Origin of the sequence: Nonomuraea sp. NPDC051191 (genome assembly GCF_044455665.1) — a bacterium.
In the GTDB taxonomy this organism is placed as follows: domain Bacteria; phylum Actinomycetota; class Actinomycetes; order Streptosporangiales; family Streptosporangiaceae; genus Nonomuraea.
In genome coordinates this window covers 213,416-235,824 of sequence record NZ_JBITEZ010000017.1, presented here as the reverse complement: position 1 = coordinate 235,824, position 22,409 = coordinate 213,416, and the positions used below count along the sequence as shown (strand labels likewise).

Genomic DNA, 22,409 nt, shown 5'->3' with positions numbered 1-22,409 from the left:
CTTCAGCGGCCGGGGGCCGACGGCAGGTTGTCCTTGTCCACCAGGTAGCAGCAGATCATGGCCAGGGTGACCGCCTCGTACGTGCGGTCGTCCCGCAGGTGGCCGGCCCGTTCCAGACTGATCGCGCCCTGGGCGGCGGCCCAGAGAGCGTCGGCGATCTTGCGTGGCTGGGTCGGCGTCAGGTAGCCGGCGGAGATGCAGTCGGCGATCACCCGGTCGAGGATGTTCAGGGCCGCGCGGGCGAGCGTCCTGGCCCGCTCGCTGGGTTCGAAACCGGGGATGGCCTGCTCGAACATCAGGCTGTAGTAGCCGGGCTCGGCCAGGCATGCCTGCCGGTAGGCGGGGCCGAGCGCGGTCAGGTACTCCAGCGGGTTGCGCCGCTGCGGGACCGCTTCGAGCAGGCGGCGAAACCGCTCGAAACCCTCCAGGTAAAGCGCCTCGGCCAGGCCCTCCCGGTTGCCGAACATCGTGTAGATGACGGTCGTCGTGCAGCCGGCCTCGGCCGCGATCCTGCGCATGGTCAGACTGTCGGGACCCTCGCTCTGAAGCAGGTTCACGGCCACGTCGAGCAGGCGGGAACGGAGTTCGTCGTGGGTGGCGCGCTCGCCCAGCAGGTAGGCACCCTGCAGGCCCAGCGGCGTCGAGGTCATGCGACCTCCCCAGCGACCAAGGAGCTCAGTGTCCTTGTGACCTCTTGCTCGGTCACGGGGCCCACGCCTTTCTGAGTCTGGGGCCCACCGCGCTGGAGACCCGCACTCGATGACTTAGCCATGGCGGAGATCGCTCAAACCACTCCGCATGGTAAACATCCCGAATTGGGTCTACTTCTGTTACATCATGGGTATACACCAGGGCTTGTACTTAACGGTGAGCGCTCGTGGGAGTCTTGTGCACCCTGGTGTAAATCCCCGAACTCCCGCTTGGCATAACGTCATGGGTATGGACGTGCGTACCTTCTGGCTTGCCGGCCGGCCCGCCACCGGCGAAACCGAGCTCACCGTGACCAACCCCCACGACGGTCGTGAGGTGGGCCGGTACTCCGTACCGACCGATGCCCAGGTCGAGGAGGCCGTCGCGGCCGCCCACGCGGTCTCGCGCGAGGCCGCCGCGCTGCCCGTGCACGTACGTGCCGAGGCCCTGGCCCACGTCTCGCGTCGGCTGGCCGAGCGGGCCGAGGAGATCGCCCACCTGATCACCGCCGAGAACGGCAAGCCGATCTTCTGGGCGCGCGGCGAGGTCAACCGCGCCATCTCCACCTTCCGCTTCGCCGCCGAGGAGGCCCGCCGCTGGTCCGGCCAGGTGCAGCGGCTCGACACCGAGCCCGCCGCCGCGGGCCGCCTCGCCTACGTCTCCCGCGTGCCCAAGGGCCCGGTGCTGGCGATCACCCCGTTCAACTTCCCGCTGAACCTGGTCGCCCACAAGGTCGCGCCCGCCATCGCCGTCGGCGCCCCGATCATCGTCAAGCCCGCGCCCGCCACGCCGCTGTCCTCGCTGATCCTCGGCGAGATCCTGGCCGAGACCGACCTGCCCGCCGGCATGTTCTCGGTGCTGCCCGTCCAGAACGAGCGCGCCGCCGCCCTCGTGGACGACCCCCGCCTGCCCGTCGTCTCCTTCACCGGCTCCGCGCCCGTCGGCTACGCCATCGCCGACCAGGTGCCGCGCAAGCACGTGACCCTGGAGCTGGGCGGCAACGCCGCGGCCGTCGTGCTGGCCGACGCCGACCTCGACTGGGCCGCGCAGCGCATCGCCCTGTTCTCCAACTACCAGGCCGGTCAGAGCTGCATCGCCGTCCAGCGGGTGATCGTCGAGCAGCCGGTCTACGACGCCTTCGTCGAGCGCCTGCTGCCGGCCGTCGCCGGGCTCGTCACGGGCGACCCGGCCGACGAGAAGACCCAGGTCGGGCCGCTGGTGTCGGAGGCCGCCGCCGAGCGCGTGGAGCAGTGGGTGCGGGAGGCGGTCGCCGCCGGCGCCCGCGTCCTGGCCGGCGGCACCCGCGAGGGCGCCACGGTCGCGCCGACCGTGCTGGCCGACGTCCCGCACGACGCCAAGGTGGCCTGCGAGGAGGTCTTCGGGCCGGTCATGATCCTGCAGCCGGTCGCCTCGATCGACGAGGCGTACGCCACGGTGAACGACTCCAAGTACGGCCTCCAGGCCGGCGTCTTCACCCGCTCGCTGGACGCCGCCTTCCGGGCCAACCGCGAACTGGAGGTCGGCGGCGTGATCATCGGTGACGTGCCGTCGTACCGGGCCGACCAGATGCCGTACGGCGGCGTGAAGGACTCCGGCATCGGCCGCGAGGGCCTGCACTCGGCCATGGAGGACCTGACCTACGAGAAGGTCATGGTGCTCACCGGCCTGTCGCTGTAGCTCGCCGGCAGGGCGAGGGCGGCGACCTCAAAGAGACCGAGGGCGCGCACGGGACGGTGCGCCCCCTTGGTCTCAGGCGCGCTCGGCCGTGGTGTAGACCGCCTTGGCGGCCTGGCCGAAGTACGGGCCGTACATGGTGTGCTGGTCGTCGCTGTACTTGAAGCTGCTCAGCGAGGTGATCGTGCCGCGGCCGGTCATCGGGTCGAAGCCGGACATCCAGGGGCCGCCGCTCGAACCGGCGGTCATGGCGCAGCCGAGCCCCTGGTCGCGCGTCTGCTTGTACGGGTCGTCGCGCAGCCGCCCCGCGCAGTAGACGAGCTGGTCGCCGTCGTAGGGAGGGTCGGCCGGGTAGCCGAAGCCGTAGGTCTGGCCGCCGCGCCGGGCGTTGAAGGCGATGTCCTGGGTGCCCACGACGTCGGCGACGTGCCGGCCGCCCGAGGTGGCCAGGGCGACCATGCCGACGTCGTGGTTGTCGTCGGCCGAGCGCGACCAGGGGGCGGAGACGAACATGCGGCGGGCCGCGTATTGGCCGAAGGGCTGCTCGCCGCCCCTGCCGTAGCCGGGGACGAACGTCCAGTTCTCGGCCCATTCGCCGGCGCCGTCCTTGACGCAGTGGCCGGCGGTGACGACGAGGTCCTTGCTGGCGCTCGTGACCGTGCTGGCCGAGCAGACGAAGTCGGCCCCCGCCAGGGTCAGGAACACCCGGCCGGTGGTCCTGGTCACGGCCCCGCCGGTGCTCCAGCGCGCGCCGATCGTGCTGGCCTGGGGCCTGGACGACGCCTGGTGCCGCCGGCCCAGGTTGATCTCGGTGTGGCCGTCGGACACGCCGGGCGTCGCCCGCACCCCGCCGCGGCCGGTCAGGCCGCTGAGCAGGCCGTCGCCGTCGGTCACGGAGTCGAGCAAGCCGATGGGCAGGGCCGCCGCCATGCGCTGCGGGGTCCAGTAGCCGAGCACGCGCCGCTGTTCGGCGTCGTCGCGGGCGGCCTCGTGCTCGACCACCAGGCTCCGCCGGGCCGCGGAGTGCTCGACGGCGGGACGATCGACCTGCTGCTGGACGGGGACCGCGCCGAGCATCGCCGGTCCCATCAGCCCCGCCATCAGCGGGGCGGCCGCAAGCAGGGAGGTGCTCAGGGTCATGGCCCCAGAGTGTGCACCACGAGATGTGTTCTTGTGGCTACTTTCCGTAAATCCGGCAGACTGCGTTGGCGCTTCGCGCTGCTCGGTGGACGGCCTGTGCTTCGCGCCGCGCTGCTGGGAGGCAGGGCGATGCCTGCGGCGGCGAAGGTGAGGACGGACGGCGGGGCGGGATCCGCGGCGCATTACGTAACCTGCCGAAACCCGGCTCCGAGGTCGGGAAGGTAGCCGCACATAATCGGGATTTCTCAAGACATGCGCATCCCGGTATGGCGATATCTGGACATAAATGGTCGCGGTTATCACGCGTCACTTAAGGGACGGGATCGCGGCCGTGAGCCCCTCACGTGCCCGTCCGCCCCCGGCAGCGGGGACAATGGACAGGTGCATGCAGAGACCCTCCGCTCAGTCGTCGTGCTCGGCTCCACCGGCTCGATCGGCACCCAGGCCCTCGACGTCATCGCCGCCGACCCCGCCGGGTTCAAGGTCGCCGGGCTCGCGGCCGGGGGCGGCAGGGTCGAGGCGCTGGCCGCTCAGGCGGCCGAGTTCGGCGTGGAGGTCGTGGCGGTGGCCGACGACGCCGCCGTCCCGGCGCTGAAGGAGGCGCTGGCCGCGCGCGGGGCCTCCCCCGTCGTGCTGGGCGGCCACGAGGGCGTCGCCGAGGTCGCGGCCTGGCGGTGCGACACCGTGCTCAACGGCATCACCGGCGCGCTGGGCCTGACGTCCACGCTGGTCGCCCTGAAGGCCGGCCGCACGCTCGCGCTGGCCAACAAGGAGTCCCTGATCATCGGCGGGCCGCTGGTCAAGCGGCTGGCCGCGCCGGGGCAGATCCTCCCGGTCGACTCCGAGCACTCGGCGGTGCAGCAGTGCCTCTGGGCGGCCGGTCCCGGCGGCCACGACCCCGACGCCGTCAGGCAGCTCGTCATCACCGCCAGCGGCGGCCCGTTCAGGGGCATGAAGCGCGAGGAGATGGCCGACGTCACCCCCGAGATGGCGCTGGCCCACCCGACCTGGTCCATGGGCCCGGTCATCACCATCAACTCCGCCACCCTGGTCAACAAGGGGCTGGAGGTCATCGAGGCCCACCTGCTGTTCGACATCGGCTTCGACCGCATCGAGGTCGTGGTCCACCCGCAGTCGGTGATCCACTCCATGGTCGAGTACGTCGACGGCTCCACCATCGCCCAGGCCAGCCCGCCCGACATGCGCCTGCCGATCGCGCTCGCGCTGGCCCACCCGGCCCGCGTGCCCGGCGCGGCCCGGCCCGTCGACTGGACCAAGGCCCACACCTGGACCTTCGAGCCGCTCGACGACGCGGCCTTCCCGGCCGTCGCGCTGGCCAGGCACGTCGGCGCCGAGGGCGGCACCGCGCCCGCCGTCTACAACGCCGCCAACGAGGTCTGCGTCGAGGCGTTCACCAGGGGCGGGCTGCGCTTCCCCGCGATCGTCGACACGGTCGCCAAGGTCGTCGAGGAACACCGCGTCACCCCGGCCTCCAGCGTGGAGGAGGTGCTGGCCGCCGACGCCTGGGCCCGGGCGCGTGCGGCCGAACTCACAGCCGGGCAGTCCTTCTAGCTACCTAGACTGGGTAGCGTCGTCACACCTAAGGGTAGAAATGTCTTCTGTAGCACTTGGCATCCCGACGGTCCGCCCCAAGCCGCTCGCCGAACGCCGGCACTCCCGCCAGATCATGGTCGGCAGCGTTCCCGTGGGCGGCGACGCGCCCGTCTCCGTCCAGTCGATGACGACGACGGTCACCGCCGACGTCAACGCCACGTTGCAGCAGATCGCCGAGCTGACGGCGTCCGGCTGCCAGATCGTGCGCGTGGCCGTCCCGTCGCAGGACGACGCGGACGCGCTGCCGATCATCGCGAGGAAGTCCCAGATCCCGGTCATCGCCGACATCCACTTCCAGCCGAAGTACGTGTTCGCGGCCATCGAGGCGGGTTGCGCGGCGGTCCGCGTCAACCCCGGGAACATCAAGAAGTTCGACGACAAGGTGGGCGAGATCGCCAAGGCGGCCGCCGACCACGGCGTGCCGATCAGGATCGGCGTCAACGCCGGGTCGCTCGACCCCCGCCTGCTCCAGAAGTACGGCAAGGCCACGCCCGAGGCGCTGGTCGAGTCCGCGCTGTGGGAGTGCTCGCTGTTCGAGGAGCACGGTTTCCGCGACATCAAGATCTCGGTCAAGCACAACGACCCGGTCGTCATGATCAACGCCTACCGGCTGCTCGCCGCCAAGTGCGACTACCCGCTGCACCTCGGCGTCACCGAGGCCGGCCCCGCCTTCCAGGGCACGGTCAAGTCCGCGGTGGCCTTCGGCGCGCTGCTGGCCGAGGGCATCGGCGACACCATCCGCGTCTCGCTGTCCGCGCCTCCCGTCGAGGAGGTCAAGGTCGGCGCCCAGATCCTGGAGTCGCTGGGCCTGCGCGAGCGGGGGCTGGAGATCGTCTCCTGCCCGTCGTGCGGCCGGGCCCAGGTCGACGTCTACACGCTGGCCGAGCAGGTCCAGGCGGGCCTGGAGGGGCTCAAGGTCCCGCTGCGGGTGGCCGTCATGGGCTGCGTCGTCAACGGCCCCGGCGAGGCCCGTGAGGCCGACCTCGGCGTCGCCTCCGGCAACGGCAAGGGCCAGATCTTCGTCAAGGGCGAGGTCATCAAGACCGTGCCCGAGTCGCAGATCGTCGAGACCCTGATCGAGGAGGCCCTGCGCCTGGCCGAGGAGATGGGCGTCGAGATCGACCTCGACGACGACACCGTCTCCGGGCCCCAGGTGACCGTGGGCTGAGTGCCCCGGGGGCCCGGTCACCCGGTGCAATGGGCCCATTACAAAGTGGCAAGCGTTTCTCCATGCCCAGCGTCATGACCCCGTCGCCCGCGGGAGCATCACAGGGCCATGACGAGGGGGAGGGGCTGGGTGAAGCGCGTATTCAGTGTTGCCGTCGGCATCGCGGTGCTGGTCGCCGGGGTTGTCAGCGCGGACGGTGTGGCGTCGGCCGGTAGGGGTGCGGTCACGTGGGCGCAGCAGGTGGTCTGGGGGTCGTGCCCGGCGAAGGAGGGCAAGACGGTCCGGGCCGACCTGGAGTGCGCCACCGTACGCGTGCCGCTCGACTACCACGACCCGTGGGGGCAGTCGATCAAGCTGGCGATCAACCGCATCAAGGCCAAGGTGTCCAGGGACGGCAACCATCTCGGCACCCTGCTGATCAACCCGGGCGGGCCGGGCGCCTCGGGCCGCGACCTGACCGAGTTCGTCTCGAACGGGCTGCCGAACCGGCTGGGCGAGCGCTACGACGTCGTGGGGTTCGACCCGCGCGGGGTCGGCGGCAGCGAGCCGTCACTCCACTGCGTGGACCCCGACGCCTACTACCGGGCGCCGCGGCCGGACGCGGTGCCGCACTCGGCGGCCGACGAGAGCAGGCTCCTGGCCAGGGCCGACGAGTACGCCACCGGCTGCGGTGACCACTGGTCCTGGATGCTGCCGTACCTGACGACCGAGAACTCGGCCAGGGACATGGACGCGATCAGGGCGGCGCTGGGCGAGGAGAAGATCAGCTACCTGGGCTACTCGTACGGCACCTACCTCGGCGCCGTCTACGCGACCCTGTTCCCGCAGCGGGTCAGGCGGCTCGTCATGGACAGCACGGTCAACCCCGAGGGCGTCTGGTACCGGTCGAACCTGAGCCAGGACGTCGCCTTCGAACGCCGCCACCGCGCCTTCCTCGCCTGGACGGCCCGGCACAACGACGTCTACCGGCTGGGCGGCACGCTGAAGCAGACCTCGTTCGCCTACTACGCGATGCGCGACCGGCTGCGCGCCCGCCCGGCCGGCGGCGTGGTGGGGCCAAGCGAGCTGGACGACACCTTCACCCTCGGCGGATACACCGACCGGGTGTGGCCGGAGTTCGCGCGGGCCTGGTCCGCCTACGTGCGCAAGGGCGACGTGAAGCCGCTGGTGGAGGCGTACAACCGGCGCGGCAAGAACGACGCCGACGACGAGAACGGCTACGCCGTCTACCTCGGCGTGCAGTGCCGCGACGCCGCCTGGCCGCGCGACTGGACCAAGTGGCGCACCGACATGACCCGGCTCCACCCCAGGGCGCCGTTCCTGACCTGGCCGAACGCCTGGTTCAACGCCCCGTGCGCGTTCTGGCCGGTCAAGGGCGGCACGCCGGTCGCGGTGCACGGCTCGCCGAAGCTGCCGCAGGTGCTGTTCCTGCAGTCGCGCGACGACGCAGCGACGCCGTACCGGGGGGCGCTGGCCATGCAGCGGCGCTTCCCGAGGAGCGGCCTGGTGATCGACGAGGGCGGCAACCACGGCGTGTCCCTGGCCGGCAACCGCTGCGTGGACGGCTACCTCGCGGCGTACCTGGCCGACGGCACGCTGCCCGCCCGGACGGTGTCCTGCGCGGCCCTGCCGGACCCGAGTCCGGCCGCCCACATGGCGTCGGGAGGCGCGCAGGGTCACGATCGGCTCACCGACGTGCTGTCCCGGTGAGCTATTCGGGGGACGTTCGCGTAGTCTGACCATGTGATGCTGCGTACATCGGCGTCGCGCGTGCTCGACGACAGCGACCGGGACGAAGTTCTCGCCCTGCTTGACTGCGATCCGGTCGCCAACGTCTTCGTCTCCTCCCGGGTGCGGGCCGTCGGACTCAATCCGGCACGCCTCGGGGGGCAGATGTGGGGGTTCGGGCCGCGCGGCGGGCTCGTGTCGCTCTGTTACGCCGGCGCGAACATGGTGCCGGTCAACGCCGGTCCTGAGGCCGTGCACGCGTTCGCCGACCGTGCCCGCAAGCAGGGGCGCAGGTGTTCGTCCATCGTGGGCCCCGTCGAGGCGGTGTCCCTGCTGTGGGAGCGGCTGGAGCCGCACTGGGGCAGGGCGCGCGCCGTCCGGTGGGCGCAGCCGGTGATGGCGACCTCGAGCAAGGCCCCCGTACCGGCCGATCCGCTGGTGCGCCGGGTGCGGCCGGAGGAGTTCGACATCCTGCTGCCGGCGTGCGTGGCGATGTTCACCGAGGAGGTGGGCGTCTCGCCCAACCTCGGCGACGGCGGCGCGCTCTACCGCACGCGAGTCGCCGAGCTGATCCGCATCGGCCGCTCCTACGCGCGCATCGACGACGGCCGGGTGGTGTTCAAGGCCGAGGTGGGCGCGGTCACGCCGCACGCCTGCCAGATCCAGGGCGTGTGGGTGGCCCCCGACCTGCGGGGCAAGGGCCACGCGGTGGCGGGCATGGCGGCGGTCGTGGAGGCGGCGATGAGCTGCTTCGCCCCGGTCGTGTCGCTCTACGTCAACGACTACAACCACTCGGCGCGGGCGGTCTACCGCAAGGTGGGGTTCCGCGAGGTCGACACCTTCATGTCGGTGTTGTTCTGAGACGCCCGGCTAGAGGCGTACCAGCTTGTCGAAGAGGCGGGCCAGCTCGGTGTCGGGGTCGGTGGTGAGCCCCGCGTGCACCGGGCCGGTCTGCACGATCGTGCTGCGCGGCGCGGTCAGCCAGCGGAACCGGCCGCCCAGCGGCTCGTCCGCGAGAGGGCCCGGCCGGTCGCCGCAGGCCCGCTCGTAGGCGCTGAGCGCGTGGCGCACGCCGTCGAGGTCGGCCCCGGGGTCGAGGGCTCGCAGGCGGGCCGGGTCGAGCTGGACGCGCGCGCACAGGTAGTCGCGCGGCTGGCAGTAGAGCAGCACGCCGGCGTTGATCAGCTCGCCGCGCTCCACCTTGGGCATGACGCGGATCATCGCGTACTCGTAGACATCTCTGGTCACCGGCTGCCTCCCCGCCAGAACTCGCCGACCGACCCGGGCCCGGACGCCTTGTGCTCCTTGCCGGGACGGCGCAGCAGCCACTCGCGCGGCCCGTGCGCCCGGCGCAGCAGATGGTCGGTGTAAGCCTCGCGCACGTCGTGGGCGGAGTCGAACCCCGGCTCGCCGTCGAGCCATTCGTCGGGCACCAGGGCCGTCACCTCGTCCAGCAGCTCGCGGGTGATCCGCCCGGCCAGCTCCTCGCCCGCGGCCGGCACGTCGGCGGCGAACGGCGCGAGCACGTGGTCGCCGGCGTCGAACACGCGCTGCGGGTCGGCCGTGCGCCAGTTGTGGTGGAACCACAGGGCCGCGCCGTGGTCGATGAGCCAGATGTCGCGGTGCCAGACCAGCAGGTTGGGGTTGCGCCAGCTCCGGTCGACGTTGTGGATCAGGCCGTCGAACCAGACCGCCCGGGAGGCGAACATCGGGTCGGGGATCCAGCCCAGCGGGTCGAAGCCGAGCGCGCCGGGCAGGAAGTCGACCGCCAGGTTGAGGCCGGTGCTGGCCTTGAGGAGGTCCTGGACCTCCTCGTCGGGCTCGCGGACGCCGAGCTGCGGGTCGAGATCGATGAGCTTGAGCTCGGGCGTGCGCAGCCCCAGCCGGCGGCCCAGCTCGGCGGCGATGATCTCCGCGACGAGCACCCGCCGGCCCTGGCCCGCCTCGCGGAACTTCACGACGTATGTGCCGAGGTCATCGGCCTCGACGACGCCCGGCAGCGACCCGCCCTCTCGCAACGGGGTCACATATCGGGTGGCTGCGATCTTTTCCAGCACGGGACGAGGCTATCGTCACCGGGGCCCCCTTCCGAACTCCCGGCGCGGCTCACCCCCCGGACGGCCGGGCGGGACGGGTGAAGGGCGCGAACGGCTGCCGCGACGACGCCTCGACGGCGGCGAACGCGTAGTCCAGCATGGCGTGTTCGTAGGCCGTCTTCGCCTCGGCGAGCGTCCGGCCCTCGGCGGCGGCCGCGGCCAGGTTCGCGCACAGGGTGCGGGCGTCGCGCAGCGCGATGTTCGCGCCTTCGCCGCGGCCCGGGCTCATGCTGTGCACGGCGTCGCCGAGCAGGGTCACCGCGGGCTCGTCCCAGGGGCGCACGCGACGGGCCGCGTGGGTGTGCACCAGGAACGTCGCCTCGGGGTCGGCCCGCTCGACGATCCGGCGCACGCCCTCGTGCCAGCCGGCGACCGCGGCGAGCGCGAGCCGGTGCAGGCCGGCGGGCGAGGTGTCGTCGGGCCGGGCGCCGGGGACGGTCAGCGTCCAGGAGAAGTAGCCGGGGACGTCGGTCAGCTCCAGGCCGGGGGCGTGCCGGGCGACGGCCTCGGCCACCGGCGTGCAGGGGCGGCAGGTGGCCACGGAGAACGCGGTGTGGTCGGCCGCGGTGACCCGGTTGAAGGTGTCGACCAGGTCCGGGGGCGTGGCGGCGAGCAGGTCGGGGGTCAGCGCGGTCCGGCCGTACAGGGCCTGGTCGAGCCGGTCCACGACGGCGTCGGGGAGTAGCTGGCCGCGGACGCGGGAGCCGACGCCGTCCGCGCCGGCGAGCAGGTCGCCGTCCAGGGTGGAGCCGTCGGCGAGGTGGGCGCGGACCCTCGTGCCGGGCAGCGGCTCGTAGTGGGTGTACTCGGTGCCGAAGCGTACGTCGAGGCCGGACAGGAGGATCTCGCGGAGGGTGAGCCGGTTGACGCCGAGGCCGTCCACGCCGGGGAGCTGGGGCGGGATGTCCTTGGAGAACTTGGGGACCAGCCGGGTGTCCATGAAGGTCATGCGGGTGGCCGGGCGGATGGAGGTGGCCACGGCCAGGTCGTACAGGCCGGGAGGCAGGCAGGCCCGCAGCGCCTCGGCGCCGGTCTCCTTGAGGCTGATGCGGTAACCCTGGGGGCGGTGGCCGGGTGCGGGGTCGCGTTCCAGCACGGTGGCCTCGAACCCCGCCTTGCGCAGGCCCTGGGCCAGGGATAAGCCGCCGATGCCGCCTCCCACGACGATGACACGAGCAGAAGTGTCCATGGATGTGACGATAGACGATAGCTGTCGCGACAGTAAATGCTCTCGCCAGCTATTCTGGGGCGCGTGACCGACGATCGAATGCCGCCGCCGTTCGAGCTGGTGCTGGGCGGCGGGTCGCTGCTCGTGCAGGTGGGGCGGGAGCTCAACACCGAGACCGAGCGCCGCCTGGCCCCGCTCGGGCTCACCGCGCAGCAGGCGGCGCTGCTGCTGCACGCGGCGGGCGGCCGGAGCACGCCCGGCGTGCTGAAGGGCCGGCTCGGCACGGACACGGCCGGGATGACCCGGCTGCTGGACCGGCTGGAGGCCAAGGGGCTGCTGCGGCGGGTCCGGCGGCCGGAGGACCGGCGCTCGGTCGTCATCGAGCTGACGGACAAGGGCCACACGCTGACGCCCCTCCTGCCGCCGATCTTCGGCGGGGTCAGCCGCCAGGTCTTCTCGGGCTTCTCCGAGGACGAGATCGAGCAGGTCACGGGCATGCTGCGGCGGATCATGGCCAACCTGGCGGAAGGGGCGTCCTGACCGGGGTGCGCACGTGTCGCGTGCCCGGTCAGGATCGTCCCGGCCGCCGGGGTCAGAGCTTGGCGATGACGTCCTCGGCGAAGCGTTCCATGGTGGCGATCTTGAGGTCGAGGGTGTCCTCGCCGTACCGGGCCTTCTCCTCGGGGGTGGCCAGCCACCAGGGGGCGGCCATGGTGGCGGTCACGCCCTTGGCGGCGAAGCGGCGGTAGGTCTCGGCGTCGGGCAGCACGGCCAGCGGGGCGACGATGTCGAACGGGCCCGTCCTGCCGTTCTCGTCGAGGTGCCGGCGGAGGGTGTCGAGCACCGGGTCGAGCTGCTCCTCGGTGTAGATGCGGTTGCCCAGCCAGCCGTCGCCGAAGCGGGCGGCCCGGCGCAGCGCCGCCTCGCTGTCGCCACCCACGTAGACGGGTACGGGCCGGGCCGGGGCGGGGGAGATGGACAGGGGAGGCAGGCCGTCCAGCGTGACCGTCTCGCCCGCCCACAGGGCGCGCAGCGTGGGCAGCATGCGGTCGAGGCGGCGTCCCCGGGTGTGGAAGTCCTGGCCGGTGCCGGCGAACTCCTCCTCGCACCAGCCCACCCCGACCCCGAACGTCACCCGCTCCCGCGACAGCACCGCCGCAGTGGAGACCAGCTTGGCCACGGTGAACAGGTCGCGGGCCGGGGCGATGTAGACGTTCGGCGAGAAGCGCAGGGTCGTGGTCACCGCGGCCATCGCGCCGATCGTCACCCACACGTCGGGCCAGTGCGTCTCGGCGGTCCAGCGGGGCGCGCCCGACCGCGAGTACGGGTAGCGGGAGGCGAAGTCGGCGTAGAAGAGGTGGTCCGACAGCGTGAAGGTGTCGAAACCGCAGCGCTCGGCCGCCCGCGCCAGCTCCACGAACTGGTCCGTCGGGGCGAACGAGGCCCCCAGCCACATCTTCATCGGAACTCCGGCGCGACCTTGGTGGCGAACATCTCCAGGTTCCGCTTGACCGTGTCCAGCGGGAGCACGCCCTGCTGCCCCTGCATGTACAGGCCGAACCACTCCAGGTCCGGCATGCGGTCGAGCATGCGCTGAATGCCGCGCTTGACGTCGTCGGGGGTGCCGAACAGCGCCATCTCCACGTCGTTCATGCGCTTGGCGTCGCCCTTCTCGGGGGAGATCGGCTTGTGCTTCTCGTCCTCCTTCTTGCGCAGCACCTCCAGGTAGCCGAACGGGCCGAAGAAGGCGGCGAAGTCCTTGGGGATGCTGCGGCCGAAGGTGTTGATCGCCTCTTCGGTGGTGTCCGCGATGCCGACGATCTTGAGGATGCCGGTGTGCTCGCCCAGCTTGTACTGGCGGCCCTGCCGGGCCGACTCCTCCTGGTAGAGCTTGGCCTTGGCGGCGTGGTCGTCGGGGTTGGGGGTGAACATCCACGGCAGGATGTCCTCCTGGGCGGCCCTGATGACCGACCGGTCGGAGATCGTGAACGGCTGCCACAGCTCCGGATGGGGGTTCTGGTACGGCCGGGGGCAGACCGAGATCGCCTGGATCTTCCCGTCGTCGGAGACCTCACCGGGCGCCCCGAACGTCCTGGTCCATTCCATCGCGGGCCAGCCCTCGATACCGTCGTAGGGGTACGGCACCTCGTAGTCCAGCACGTCGGACTTGTAGCGGAGGGTCTCCTGCGTCCAGGCCATCTTCATGATCTTCAGCACCTCGCCGAAGACGTCGAAGTTCCGGGTGTCCGAGGCCGAGCCGTCGGAGCGGGCGGCGGCGGCCTGCCAGCGCTGGCCGAGGACGTTCATCCAGCGGTTCTGGTAGCCGCGCGCCACGCCGAGTCGCAGGCGGCCCTTGCTGAACTGGTCGAGCAGCGCCACGTCCTCGGCGGCCCTGATCGGGTCCCAGGCGGGCAGCACCATGCCGAGCGGCGCGAGCAGGATGCGCTCGGTCCGGGCGGCGAGGTCGGTGAGGAACATCAGCGGATTGACCGAGAACTCCATCCCCTCGGAGTGGAAGTGGTGCTCGGTCATCATCAGCGCGTCGAACCCGACCTGGTCGGCGTGGACGGCTATCTCCCGCACCTCGTGCAGCAGCCGCTGATACGACTCGGTGTCGCGTCCGATGGGACGCCGTGCCTTGGCGTTCTCCTCGGCCGCGTATCCAGAGCCTGGAATCTGCGGGTTCAGGAAGATAGAGAACTTCACCGGGAACCTCTTTCCGCGGACGTCGCCTTGCAAGCTACCCTGGAAATCTTAGCCGAGCAATCGCTTGGTTGACATGAGGAGGCCGTATGAGGCTGGGTGTCACGATGTTCGCCACGGATCTGGCCATGCCGGTCCAGGACCTCGCGGCCGCGGCCGAGGAGCGCGGGCTCGACTCGCTCTACCTGCCCGAGCACACCCACATCCCGGTCAGCCGCCGCACGCCGCCCGCCGGCGGCCAGGACGAGCTGCCCGAGGAGTACAAGCGCACGCTGGACCCGCTGGTCGCGCTCTCCTTCGCCGCCGCCGCGACCCGGCGGCTGCGCGTCGGCACCGGCATCCTGCTCGCCGCCCAGCGTGACCCCATCGTCACCGCCAAGGCCCTGGCCACGCTCGACCACCTGTCGGGCGGGCGCGTGGTGGTCGGCGTCGGGTTCGGCTGGAACGTCGAGGAGATCGAGAACCACGGCGTGCCGTACGGGCGACGTCGCGAGGTCGCCCGGCGCAACGTGCTGGCCATGCGGGCCTTCTGGCGGGACGAGGTGGCCGACGTCGAAGGGCTCGAACCGTCCTGGTCGTGGCCCAAGCCCGTCCGCGACCTGCCCGTCTACCTCGGCGGCGCCGCCGGGCCGAAGCTGTTCGCCCACATCGCCGAGTACGGCGACGGCTGGATGCCCATCGGCGGCAAGGGGATCAAGGACGCGCTGCCCGCGCTGCGCGAGGCGTGCGAGAAGGCCGGGCGGCCCATGGCCAGGGTGATCCCGTTCGGGACGCTGCCCACCAGGGAGAAGCTCGACTACTTCGCCGGCCTCGGCATCGAGGAGGCCGTGGCCACCCTGCCGAGCGGCCCGGCGGACGTCGTCCTGCGCGCCCTCGACGCCTATGCCGGCCTGCTGTAGGCGGTGCCATAATGACGCCCTATGTCCGAGCTCCGTGCTGATGACCCCCGCCGGCTGGGGGAGTACCGGCTCTCGCGCAGGCTCGGGCAGGGCGGCCAGGGCGTCGTCTTCCTCGGTCACTCGCCGGCCGGGGCGCAGGTTGCGATCAAGCTGTTGCACGCGAGCGTGTCCAAGGACGCCGACGTACGTCGCCGGTTCCTCGGCGAGGTCGAGGCGGTGCGCCGGGTCGCGGCCTTCTGCACCGCCCAGCTCCTGGACGCCGACCTCGACGGCGACCGCCCCTACCTGGTCAGCGAGTACGTCGAAGGGCCCTCGCTGGGCGAGCACGTGGTCGCCCGGGGGCCCCGGCTCGGCGGCTCGCTCGACCGGCTGGCCATCGGCACCGCCACCGCCCTGGGGGCGATCCACCGGGCGGGGGTCGTCCACCGCGATCTCAAGCCGGGCAACGTGCTGCTCAGCCTCGACGGGCCGCGGGTCATCGACTTCGGGGTGTCCCGGCTGATGGACGCCGCCGCCACCACGACCAGGTCGCCCATCGGCACGCCGGCCTACCTGTCGCCCGAGCGCATCAACGGGGAGCCGGCCGGGCCGGCCGCGGACATGTGGGCGTGGGGGCTGACCGTGGCGTACACGGCCAGCGGGCGGCATGCGTACATGGCGGACACGTACCAGGAGATTCTGGCCAGGATCCTGTACGGCAGGCCGGACCTGCGCGGGTTGTCGGGGCGGTTGCGGGAGATCGTGGCGGCGTGCCTGGCCCGCGACCCGCGTGACCGTCCGGACGCCGAGGAGACGCTGCGCGCGCTGCTCGGCCAGGACGCCGGCACCGGCGACGTCCTCCCCTCCGGCGCCCAAGCCGCCACCCCCGATGAACGGCCCCCCACCACCGCCCCCTCGACCTCCCCCGACGAAACCCCCGCCACCTTCCCCGAAGGGATGCCCGCTGTCGCGGCGGGAAGTGCTTCCGCCACCTTTCCTGAAGGGGTGCCCGCTGTCGCGGCGGGAAGTGCTTCCGCCACCTTCCCTGAAGGGGTGCCCGCTGTCGCGGCGGGAAGTGCTTCCGCCACCTTCCCCGAAAGGACGCCTGCCACTGTGGTCGGGAAGGCTCGGCGGGGGTGGCTGGTGGCGGTGGCAGGGGTTGTGGTGGTGGTCGCCGGGGTCGTGTTCTGGTTGCGCGGAGCGCAGGACCCGGACCCGGCGGACGCCCGGAACGGCACGGCCGACCAGGGCGCCACCCCCACGCACGCCACCACCGGTGAGCCCCCGCCGGGAAACCCCACCGTCCCGCCCCTGGACGGCGTCTGGACGGGATCGGCCGAGCACCCCACGGCCGGCCGGATCTTCCCGGTCGAGCTGCGCCTGCGCGCCGACGGCGGATCCACCATGCGCTGGGGCGCCGACCTGCACTGCTCCGGCCGGCTCACCCCCACGAGGAGCGCCGTCGTGTTCGCCCTCGGCCAGGTCACCGGCAAGGCGTGCCACGCCGGAACAGCCCGGATCGTCCCCTCGGACGACCCCAACCGGTTCTCCGTCAAGGTGACCCGATCGGACGACGGCGCCGTCATGTACGCGGGCCAGGTCTCCCGGGCCTCCTGACCGGCTGTGTCACGGTCAGGCGGCGATTGCGGTGCGCACGGTTGACTGAACGCGGCCCGTTGCCTTCAGTGGAGAGCAAGAAGGGGTGGCGGCGAGGGGAGGCGCCCCGTGCCAACGGCGCAGCCGCTCAGAACGGGGGACCCGCACAGACTCGGCGAGTACGAGCTCGCCGGGCGACTGGGTGAAGGCGGACAGGGCGCGGTGTTCCTCGGTTCGAGGAGCGGGGAGAGGCACAGCGGGGAGAGGTACGCGGTCAAGCTGCTGCACGGGCCCGTCGGGGACGAGCAAGGGGCGTTCCTGCGGGAGGTGGAGCTGGCCAAGCACGTGGCGAGGTTCTGCACGGCCCAGGTGGTCGACGCCGGGTTCGACGAGGGCCGGCCGTACATCGTGAGCGAGTACGTCGACGGGCCCTCGCTGCACCGGGAGGTCTCGCTGACCGGCCCGCGGCACGGCGGCGCGCTGGAACGGCTGGCGGTCGGCACCGCGACCGCGCTGGCCGCCATCCACCGGGCGGGCATCGTGCACCGGGACTTCAAGCCGCAGAACGTGCTGCTCGGGCCCGACGGGCCGCGGGTGATCGACTTCGGCCTGGCCAGGGCGCTGGACGCGGCGGCCACGGTGACGAACAGGGGGGTGGGCACGCCGGCGTACATGGCTCCCGAGCAGATCACCGCCTCGGCCGTGACCGGGGCGGCCGACGTCTTCTCCTGGGGCGCGACCATGTGTTTCGCGGCCAACGCGAGCGCGCCGTTCGGCCAGGACTCGGTGGCGCCGGTGCTGCACCGCATCCTGACCGCGCCGCCCGAGCTGGGCCGGCTGGACGGCCGGCTGCGGGTGCTGGTCGCCGCCTGCCTGGACAAGGACAGCAGGAACCGGCCGTCCAGCAGGGAGCTGCTGTTCGCGCTGCTCGGCGAGGCGGACTCGCCGGATCAAGGGTACGGCGACGTGCCGCTGATCCCCGGGCAGCGACCGCCCGTGCCGCTGGCCGAGCCCGAGGTCACCGGCGCGGCCGGCGCGTACCACCTGCGCTCGCGGACGGGCGGCGGCCCCGAGCTCTCCACGACCGCGCAGGGCACGAGGCCACCGGCCGAGGCGGGCCCGCCGGACGGCCTGAGGACGCGGGCCGGGACGGGCGCGCCGGACCGGCAGGGCCGGGGGCGCGGGGCCGGATGGGTGCAGGCGGTCGTGGCGGTGTGCGCGGCGCTGCTGGTGACCGCGGTCGTGCTCACCGTGATCGTGCCCGCGCTCAACGGCCACCGCTCCGGCCAGGCGTCCGTGCTGCCGGCGGCGCCGCCGAGCCCAGCGGGTTCGGCGCGCGCCTCCTCACGGCCGGGCGGGAAGCCGGCGGAGCGGGAGCGCGTGCCCACCGTCGCGCCCGCCGTCGAGCCCACCGGCGAGCCGACAGTCGGGCGGCCGGTGACGACGGTCGCGGTCCCGCCGCTGACCGGCCTGGACCGGGCCGGCGCGGTCAAGGCGCTCAAGCAGGCCGGGCTGACCGTCGGCGCGGTCACCAGAACCGACTCGGTCAAGGAGATCGGCCGGGTGCTCGGCAGCCGTCCGGCGGCCGGGACCGTGGTGGGCCGGGGCGGCGCGGTCGCGCTGGAGGTGTCGGCGGGGGTGGCGGTGCCGTCCGTCGCCGGGCGGCAGCGCAGGGCGGCCGAGGCGGCGCTCACCGCCGCCGGGCTCATGGCCGGGACGGTCACCCGATCGTGCTCCGACCAGCCGGACGGCCAGGTCCTCGCGACGCGGCCCGAGGCCGGCGCCCGGGTGCCGGGTGGCGCCCCGGTGGCGCTGACGGTGGCCCGCCAGGGCGTCGAGGTGCCGTCCGTGGTGGGGGAGGGCCGCGCCGACGGCCGGGCCGAGCTGGTCGCGGCCGGCTTCACGGTACGGGCCCGCACCCAGGTCGTGGACGACGACGCCAAGGCGGACACCGTCCTGGGCCAGAGCCTGGCGCCGGGGACCTGCGCCGCGTCCGGGGACGTGGTCGTGATCACGGTCGGCGTGTCCGGCCGGCAGGGCGGGCCCGGCCCCGAGGAGCCCACGCAAAGCCCGACCGGCCCCGTCGTCGACCCCTCGACGGGGCTGTGATCGGGAGACCTCCGCCTCGGTGGACCCGGCGCAGGAGCTGATCGGCGGGAGCCGTCAGAAGGCCAGCGCCGACTCCAGCATGACCGCCGTCACCTGCTCCTCGGGCAGGTCCATGGTCTTGACCACGCCCCACTGGAGCGCCCCGAGCAGGGCCCAGCACCTGACCCTGGCCTCGGGCCCCGGGTTCTCGCCGGCGAGCTTGGCGAAGATCTCGTCCCTGAACGTGCCGACGACCGCGCGCTCGGAGCCGGCCGGCACGGGCTCGTCGGCCGCGAGGTCCTCCATGAACAGGCGGATCACCGCGCGGTGGCGCACCGCGAAGACGGCCAGGGCCTCGACGAACGCCTTGCGGTCGGGATGGTCGGCGTCGAGCAGGGTGATCATCTCGGCCGCGGCCGGGGAGAGCAGTTCGGAGGCCAGCCGGTCCTTGGGATGGAAGTGGTAGGCGACGGCGGTCTTGGTCAGCCCGACCGCGGCGGCGATGTCGGCCAGCGAGGTGCCCGCGTAGCCGCGCTCGGCGAACAGCTCGCGCGCGGCCGCCAGAATCCGGGAGCGGGTGTCGTCGGGTGTGGTCATCGTCTCATTTCCCACGGAATCCGGAATTTCCGGCGTCCTCCGTTTTATCGTAGTCCTGTACGACCGTACAGGACGGGCGTCGGGCAGGGGCGGGGCGATGACGCGGTTTCTTGGTCGGCTGGGTGGCTGGTGCGCGCGGCACGGGCGGATCGTCCTGGCCTTATGGGTGGTCCTGGCCGTCGGCCTGATGGGCGGCAGCCTCGCGCTCGGCCGTCCGGTCAGCAACGACGCCTCCATCCCGGGCACCGACGCGCAGCGCGCGCACGACCTGATGAAGGAGGGCTTCGGCCCCGGCTATGCCACCGGCGGAACCGTGCAGCTCCTCCTGTACTCCGCGGCCGGCAAGCTCACCGACGCGCCGCGCAAGCAGGCCGTCGAGCGCTCGGTCGCCGCGATGCGCACGATGCCGCACGTGGTCCAGGTGGAGACGCCCTTCCGCGTGGGCGGCATCGCCTCGAACCTGCAGATCGGCGTGATCACCGTCAAGATGCAGGGCAACGACCCCGACAAGGCCGGCGAGGCCACGCAGGCCCTGTCCGACGCCGCCGCCCCGGCCAGGGACGCCGGGCTGGAAGTGGTGCCCGCCGACGACTCCAACCCGGCGAGCAAGGAGATCAAGACGGGGCCGAGCGAGATCATCGGCGTGATCTGCGCGCTGCTCGTGCTGGTCTTCGCGTTCGGGACGCTGGTGGCCGCGATGGTGCCGATCTTCACCGCGCTGGTCAGCGTCGCGACCGGGCTCGGCGTGATCGGCCTGCTCGGGTACGTCGTGGACATGCCCAAGCAGGCCGGGATCATGTCCACGATGATCGGGCTCGGCGTCGGCATCGACTACGCGCTGTTCCTGCTGTCGCGCCACCGCAAGCTGCTGGCCGACGGGGTGCCGGTCGTGGAGTCCGTACGCCGGACGGTGGCCAGTTCGGGCGGGGCCGTCGTGTTCGCCGGCGGCACAGTGATCATCGCGTTGAGCGCGCTGATGCTGGCCGGGTTCCCGCTGCTGAGCACGCTCGGCTGGGTGACCGGCATCTCCGTCGTCTTCGCCGTGCTGACCTCGGTCACCCTCGTGCCCGCCCTGCTCGGGCTGCTCGGCCACCGCGTCAACGCGCTCAAGGTGCCGCTGATCCGCGGGCGTTCGTCCAACCGCGGCGGGGGCGCCGGCTGGGCCGGGCTCGGCGCGTGGGTGGCGCGCAGGCCGTGGCGGGTGCTCATCGGCAGCGTGCTCGTGCTCGCCGCGCTGGCCGCGCCCGCGCTCGCGCTGAAGCTGGGGCCGCTGGACGAGGGGTACGCGGCCAAGGACTCGGCCGGGCGGCGCGCGTACGAGCTGATGGCCACGGCCTTCGGGCCCGGCAGCAACGGCCCGCTCATCGTGGTCGCCGAACTGCCGGAGAAGGTCTCCGGCGCCGGGGACGTGACCGTGCGGCGGATCGCCGACGCGGTCGCCGACGTCGAAGGCGTCGCCCATGTGGCCGATCCGAAGCTGAACGCCTCCGGCCGCTCGGTCCTGCTCCAGACGATCAGCGACTACGCCCCGAGCGACCCGAAGGCGGCCGAGGTGGTCAGGCAGGTCAGGGCCGTCTCGATCCCGGGCGTCCAGGTGCACGTCGGCGGCAAGGTGGCCGGGATGACCGACGCGGGCGACCGCATGAACGAGCGCACCCCGCTGGTCATCGGCGTGGTCGTGCTGCTGAGTGCCCTGCTCCTGCTGTTCGCCTTCCGCGCGCCCGTCGTCGCGGTCAAGGCCGCGGTGATGAACCTGGTGTCCCTGGGCGCCGCGTTCGGCGCGCTCGCGCTGGTGTTCTCGATCGGACTCGGCAGCGGCCTGGTCGGCATGGACGCCCCCATGGACTCCTCCTACCTGGAGACCGTGTTCTTCTCGGTGCCGATCGAGAGCTATGTGCCGTTGATGCTGTTCGCGGTGCTGTTCGGCCTGTCGATGGACTACGAGGTGTTCCTGCTGACGGCGGTGCGGCAGGCCCACGCCCGGCACGGCGACAACAGCCGGGCGGTGGCCGAGGGGCTCGGCTCGACCGGCCGGGTCATCACCTCGGCCGCCCTGATCATGGTGGCGGTGTTCGTGGCGTTCATCGCCTACCCGGACGCGATGGTCAAGACGTTCGGCGTCGGGCTGGCCGTGGCCATCGCGGTGGACGCGACCGTCATCCGCGGCTTCCTCGTGCCGGCGACGATGGTGCTGCTCGGCCGGGCGAACTGGTGGTGCCCGCGCTGGCTGGACCGGCTGCTGCCGAACCTGTCGGTCGAGGGGCACGAGGAGGACGACCCGGCGCCGAGCGACGAGCGGGCGCAGGAGCCGGTGGGCGCCGGGCGCTGAGCCCGCGGGCGAGCGGTCGGAGCGGTCAGTCGGGGTCGTCGAGATGGCAGGCCGGCACCCATCCGACGACCCCGGTGGTGGAGTCGGTGCCGTGGTGCCACAGGGTGCTGTCGAACGCCTCGTCGCACCGGAACAGCTCGTGCTCCTCTGACCGGTCGGAGTCGAAGCCGTCGCCGGGACGGCCCACGCCGAGCTGGGTCGCGCCGTTCTTCGGCTCGCTCCAGATGACCACCTCGCGGCTGCGGAAGTCGTAGCGGTAGCGGGCCTCGGCGGGGCCGGCGCCGCCCACGGTCAGGACCGCGAGCAGGCCGGCCGCGACGGCTCCTCTGACGAGCATGCGTACCTCCCTCACTGTGGGCGATTACCCGCTCACAGTACGCGCTCGGGCGCGGGCCGGCCGGTGGCGGACCCGCGTGCCGTCCCCGCGGCTGGTCAGACCGGGTACTGGTCGTGGCGGTTCCAGAGCTCGACCCACCCCTCGGAGGTGAGCTCGCGGCCGGTGTGGGTGATGTCGGCCAGCTCCTCGAAGTACGCCTCGCGCGGCGCGCCCGGCGTGAAGAGCACCAGCATCGAGGCCGGCTCGCCCGAGGTGTTGCGGAAGGCGTGGATGCCGCCCTCGGGCACGTGCAGGAAGTCGCCGGGCAGGCCCTTCGCCCACGTGGCGCCGTTGTAGAGCTGGACGCTGCCGGTCAGCACGTAGAAGGACTCGGTGATGGTGCGGTGGAAGTGCGGGCTCGCGCCTCCGGGACGCGGGCCCATCTCCCAGCGGTACAGGCCGAAGGCGCCGTTGGTCGAGCCGCCCGTGCCCAGGTAGTGGACGCGGGTGCCGGTCGCCATCGACAGGTCGGGGCCGTTTTCCGCCGGGCGCAGGGTGCCGCTGATCTCGCCGGTCTCGGCCAGGTAGCGCTGTTCGGGGTACGACATGGGGGGCTCCTCCGCT

General features: G+C 72.4%; 20 protein-coding genes. 10 read left to right on the top strand and 10 right to left on the bottom strand.

The window, feature by feature from the left end; all coding sequences use genetic code 11:
* Window positions 1–2: 2 nt before the first annotated feature.
* Entirely contained in the window at window positions 3–650 is a 648-nt protein-coding gene (locus tag ACIA8R_RS41670) for a TetR/AcrR family transcriptional regulator (protein ID WP_364093784.1), read from the bottom strand.
* A 289-nt stretch (window positions 651–939) separates the two neighbouring features.
* On the opposite strand from ACIA8R_RS41670, the gene ACIA8R_RS41665 reads away from it, so the two are divergent.
* Window positions 940–2,367, top strand: a complete 1,428-nt coding sequence (locus ACIA8R_RS41665; RefSeq protein ID WP_357694623.1) for an aldehyde dehydrogenase family protein — start codon at window positions 940–942, stop codon at window positions 2,365–2,367.
* A 72-nt stretch (window positions 2,368–2,439) separates the two neighbouring features.
* On the opposite strand, the gene ACIA8R_RS41660 is transcribed toward ACIA8R_RS41665, so the two are convergent.
* On the bottom strand, window positions 2,440–3,504 hold the full coding sequence (locus tag ACIA8R_RS41660) for a trypsin-like serine protease (protein WP_357694622.1): 1,065 nt from the start codon (window positions 3,502–3,504) through the stop codon (window positions 2,440–2,442).
* 381 nt (window positions 3,505–3,885) lie between these two features.
* On the opposite strand from ACIA8R_RS41660, the gene dxr reads away from it, so the two are divergent.
* The 4 genes from dxr to ACIA8R_RS41640 all read left to right on the top strand — a co-directional run bounded on the left by dxr (window position 3,886) and on the right by ACIA8R_RS41640 (window position 8,875).
* Entirely contained in the window at window positions 3,886–5,076 is a 1,191-nt protein-coding gene (gene dxr, locus ACIA8R_RS41655) for a 1-deoxy-D-xylulose-5-phosphate reductoisomerase (protein WP_357694620.1), read from the top strand.
* A gap of 40 nt (window positions 5,077–5,116) precedes the next feature.
* On the top strand, window positions 5,117–6,286 hold the full coding sequence (gene ispG / locus ACIA8R_RS41650) for a flavodoxin-dependent (E)-4-hydroxy-3-methylbut-2-enyl-diphosphate synthase (protein ID WP_357694618.1): 1,170 nt from the start codon (window positions 5,117–5,119) through the stop codon (window positions 6,284–6,286).
* Between the two features lie 129 nt (window positions 6,287–6,415).
* Entirely contained in the window at window positions 6,416–7,996 is a 1,581-nt protein-coding gene (locus ACIA8R_RS41645) for an alpha/beta hydrolase (RefSeq protein WP_357694616.1), read from the top strand.
* 36 nt (window positions 7,997–8,032) lie between these two features.
* Window positions 8,033–8,875 carry a GNAT family N-acetyltransferase gene (locus ACIA8R_RS41640; RefSeq protein ID WP_364094284.1) on the top strand — a complete coding sequence of 281 codons (843 nt, stop codon included), beginning with the start codon at window positions 8,033–8,035 and terminating at the stop codon, window positions 8,873–8,875.
* Window positions 8,876–8,884: 9 nt separating this feature from the next.
* On the opposite strand, the gene ACIA8R_RS41635 is transcribed toward ACIA8R_RS41640, so the two are convergent.
* From ACIA8R_RS41635 to ACIA8R_RS41625, 3 genes are read right to left on the bottom strand one after another with little or no spacing between them, the layout of a single operon-like run.
* Complete coding sequence (locus tag ACIA8R_RS41635; protein WP_397043051.1) at window positions 8,885–9,262, bottom strand: DUF3037 domain-containing protein; 378 nt, start codon at window positions 9,260–9,262, stop codon at window positions 8,885–8,887.
* Window positions 9,259–10,071, bottom strand: a complete 813-nt coding sequence (locus ACIA8R_RS41630) for a HipA family kinase (RefSeq protein WP_357694612.1) — start codon at window positions 10,069–10,071, stop codon at window positions 9,259–9,261. The genes ACIA8R_RS41635 and ACIA8R_RS41630 overlap by 4 nt, the downstream gene beginning before the upstream one ends.
* 49 nt (window positions 10,072–10,120) lie before the next feature.
* Window positions 10,121–11,299, bottom strand: a complete 1,179-nt coding sequence (locus ACIA8R_RS41625) for an FAD-dependent oxidoreductase (protein WP_397043049.1) — start codon at window positions 11,297–11,299, stop codon at window positions 10,121–10,123.
* A 63-nt stretch (window positions 11,300–11,362) separates the two neighbouring features.
* Between ACIA8R_RS41625 and ACIA8R_RS41620 the strand changes: the two genes are divergently transcribed.
* Window positions 11,363–11,818: a MarR family winged helix-turn-helix transcriptional regulator gene (locus ACIA8R_RS41620; RefSeq protein ID WP_397043047.1), complete on the top strand. Its 456-nt coding sequence runs from the start codon at window positions 11,363–11,365 to the stop codon at window positions 11,816–11,818.
* A gap of 52 nt (window positions 11,819–11,870) precedes the next feature.
* Here ACIA8R_RS41620 and ACIA8R_RS41615 read toward each other — a convergent pair whose 3' ends face one another.
* Window positions 11,871–12,740, bottom strand: coding sequence for a TIGR03619 family F420-dependent LLM class oxidoreductase (locus ACIA8R_RS41615; RefSeq protein ID WP_397043045.1), 870 nt, complete (start codon window positions 12,738–12,740; stop codon window positions 11,871–11,873).
* Window positions 12,737–13,984, bottom strand: coding sequence for an LLM class flavin-dependent oxidoreductase (locus ACIA8R_RS41610; RefSeq protein ID WP_364093808.1), 1,248 nt, complete (start codon window positions 13,982–13,984; stop codon window positions 12,737–12,739). Before ACIA8R_RS41610 ends, ACIA8R_RS41615 begins: the two co-directional genes overlap by 4 nt.
* Window positions 13,985–14,070: 86 nt before the next feature.
* Between ACIA8R_RS41610 and ACIA8R_RS41605 the strand changes: the two genes are divergently transcribed.
* The 3 genes from ACIA8R_RS41605 to ACIA8R_RS41595 all read left to right on the top strand — a co-directional run bounded on the left by ACIA8R_RS41605 (window position 14,071) and on the right by ACIA8R_RS41595 (window position 18,564).
* Window positions 14,071–14,880: a TIGR03619 family F420-dependent LLM class oxidoreductase gene (locus tag ACIA8R_RS41605; RefSeq protein WP_397043043.1), complete on the top strand. Its 810-nt coding sequence runs from the start codon at window positions 14,071–14,073 to the stop codon at window positions 14,878–14,880.
* A gap of 21 nt (window positions 14,881–14,901) precedes the next feature.
* Window positions 14,902–16,476, top strand: a complete 1,575-nt coding sequence (locus ACIA8R_RS41600; protein ID WP_397043041.1) for a protein kinase — start codon at window positions 14,902–14,904, stop codon at window positions 16,474–16,476.
* 108 nt (window positions 16,477–16,584) lie between these two features.
* A complete protein-coding gene (locus ACIA8R_RS41595; protein WP_397043039.1) occupies window positions 16,585–18,564 on the top strand; it encodes a PASTA domain-containing protein in 1,980 nt (659 codons plus the stop codon).
* A gap of 54 nt (window positions 18,565–18,618) precedes the next feature.
* On the opposite strand, the gene ACIA8R_RS41590 is transcribed toward ACIA8R_RS41595, so the two are convergent.
* Complete coding sequence (locus ACIA8R_RS41590; RefSeq protein ID WP_364093820.1) at window positions 18,619–19,140, bottom strand: TetR family transcriptional regulator; 522 nt, start codon at window positions 19,138–19,140, stop codon at window positions 18,619–18,621.
* 97 nt (window positions 19,141–19,237) lie between these two features.
* On the opposite strand from ACIA8R_RS41590, the gene ACIA8R_RS41585 reads away from it, so the two are divergent.
* Window positions 19,238–21,469, top strand: coding sequence for an MMPL family transporter (locus ACIA8R_RS41585; protein ID WP_397043037.1), 2,232 nt, complete (start codon window positions 19,238–19,240; stop codon window positions 21,467–21,469).
* Between the two features lie 25 nt (window positions 21,470–21,494).
* On the opposite strand, the gene ACIA8R_RS41580 is transcribed toward ACIA8R_RS41585, so the two are convergent.
* Window positions 21,495–21,806 (bottom strand): hypothetical protein, encoded by a 312-nt coding sequence (locus ACIA8R_RS41580; protein WP_357694592.1) that lies wholly within the window; start codon window positions 21,804–21,806, stop codon window positions 21,495–21,497.
* A 95-nt stretch (window positions 21,807–21,901) separates the two neighbouring features.
* A complete protein-coding gene (locus ACIA8R_RS41575) occupies window positions 21,902–22,393 on the bottom strand; it encodes a cupin domain-containing protein (RefSeq protein WP_397043035.1) in 492 nt (163 codons plus the stop codon).
* Window positions 22,394–22,409 lie beyond the last annotated feature (16 nt).

Coding starts and splice junctions, on each gene's coding strand:
- ACIA8R_RS41665 (WP_357694623.1), top strand. CDS start 940: ATGGACGTGCGTACCTTCTGGCTTGCCGGCCGGCCCGCCACCGGCGAA.
- ACIA8R_RS41580 (WP_357694592.1), bottom strand. CDS start 21,806: ATGCTCGTCAGAGGAGCCGTCGCGGCCGGCCTGCTCGCGGTCCTGACC.
- ACIA8R_RS41625 (WP_397043049.1), bottom strand. CDS start 11,299: ATGGACACTTCTGCTCGTGTCATCGTCGTGGGAGGCGGCATCGGCGGC.
- ACIA8R_RS41575 (WP_397043035.1), bottom strand. CDS start 22,393: ATGTCGTACCCCGAACAGCGCTACCTGGCCGAGACCGGCGAGATCAGC.
- ACIA8R_RS41605 (WP_397043043.1), top strand. CDS start 14,071: ATGAGGCTGGGTGTCACGATGTTCGCCACGGATCTGGCCATGCCGGTC.
- ACIA8R_RS41670 (WP_364093784.1), bottom strand. CDS start 650: ATGACCTCGACGCCGCTGGGCCTGCAGGGTGCCTACCTGCTGGGCGAG.
- ACIA8R_RS41640 (WP_364094284.1), top strand. CDS start 8,033: ATGCTGCGTACATCGGCGTCGCGCGTGCTCGACGACAGCGACCGGGAC.
- ACIA8R_RS41590 (WP_364093820.1), bottom strand. CDS start 19,140: ATGACCACACCCGACGACACCCGCTCCCGGATTCTGGCGGCCGCGCGC.
- ACIA8R_RS41585 (WP_397043037.1), top strand. CDS start 19,238: ATGACGCGGTTTCTTGGTCGGCTGGGTGGCTGGTGCGCGCGGCACGGG.
- ACIA8R_RS41660 (WP_357694622.1), bottom strand. CDS start 3,504: ATGACCCTGAGCACCTCCCTGCTTGCGGCCGCCCCGCTGATGGCGGGG.
- ACIA8R_RS41615 (WP_397043045.1), bottom strand. CDS start 12,740: ATGAAGATGTGGCTGGGGGCCTCGTTCGCCCCGACGGACCAGTTCGTG.
- ACIA8R_RS41600 (WP_397043041.1), top strand. CDS start 14,902: ATGTCCGAGCTCCGTGCTGATGACCCCCGCCGGCTGGGGGAGTACCGG.
- ispG (WP_357694618.1), top strand. CDS start 5,117: ATGTCTTCTGTAGCACTTGGCATCCCGACGGTCCGCCCCAAGCCGCTC.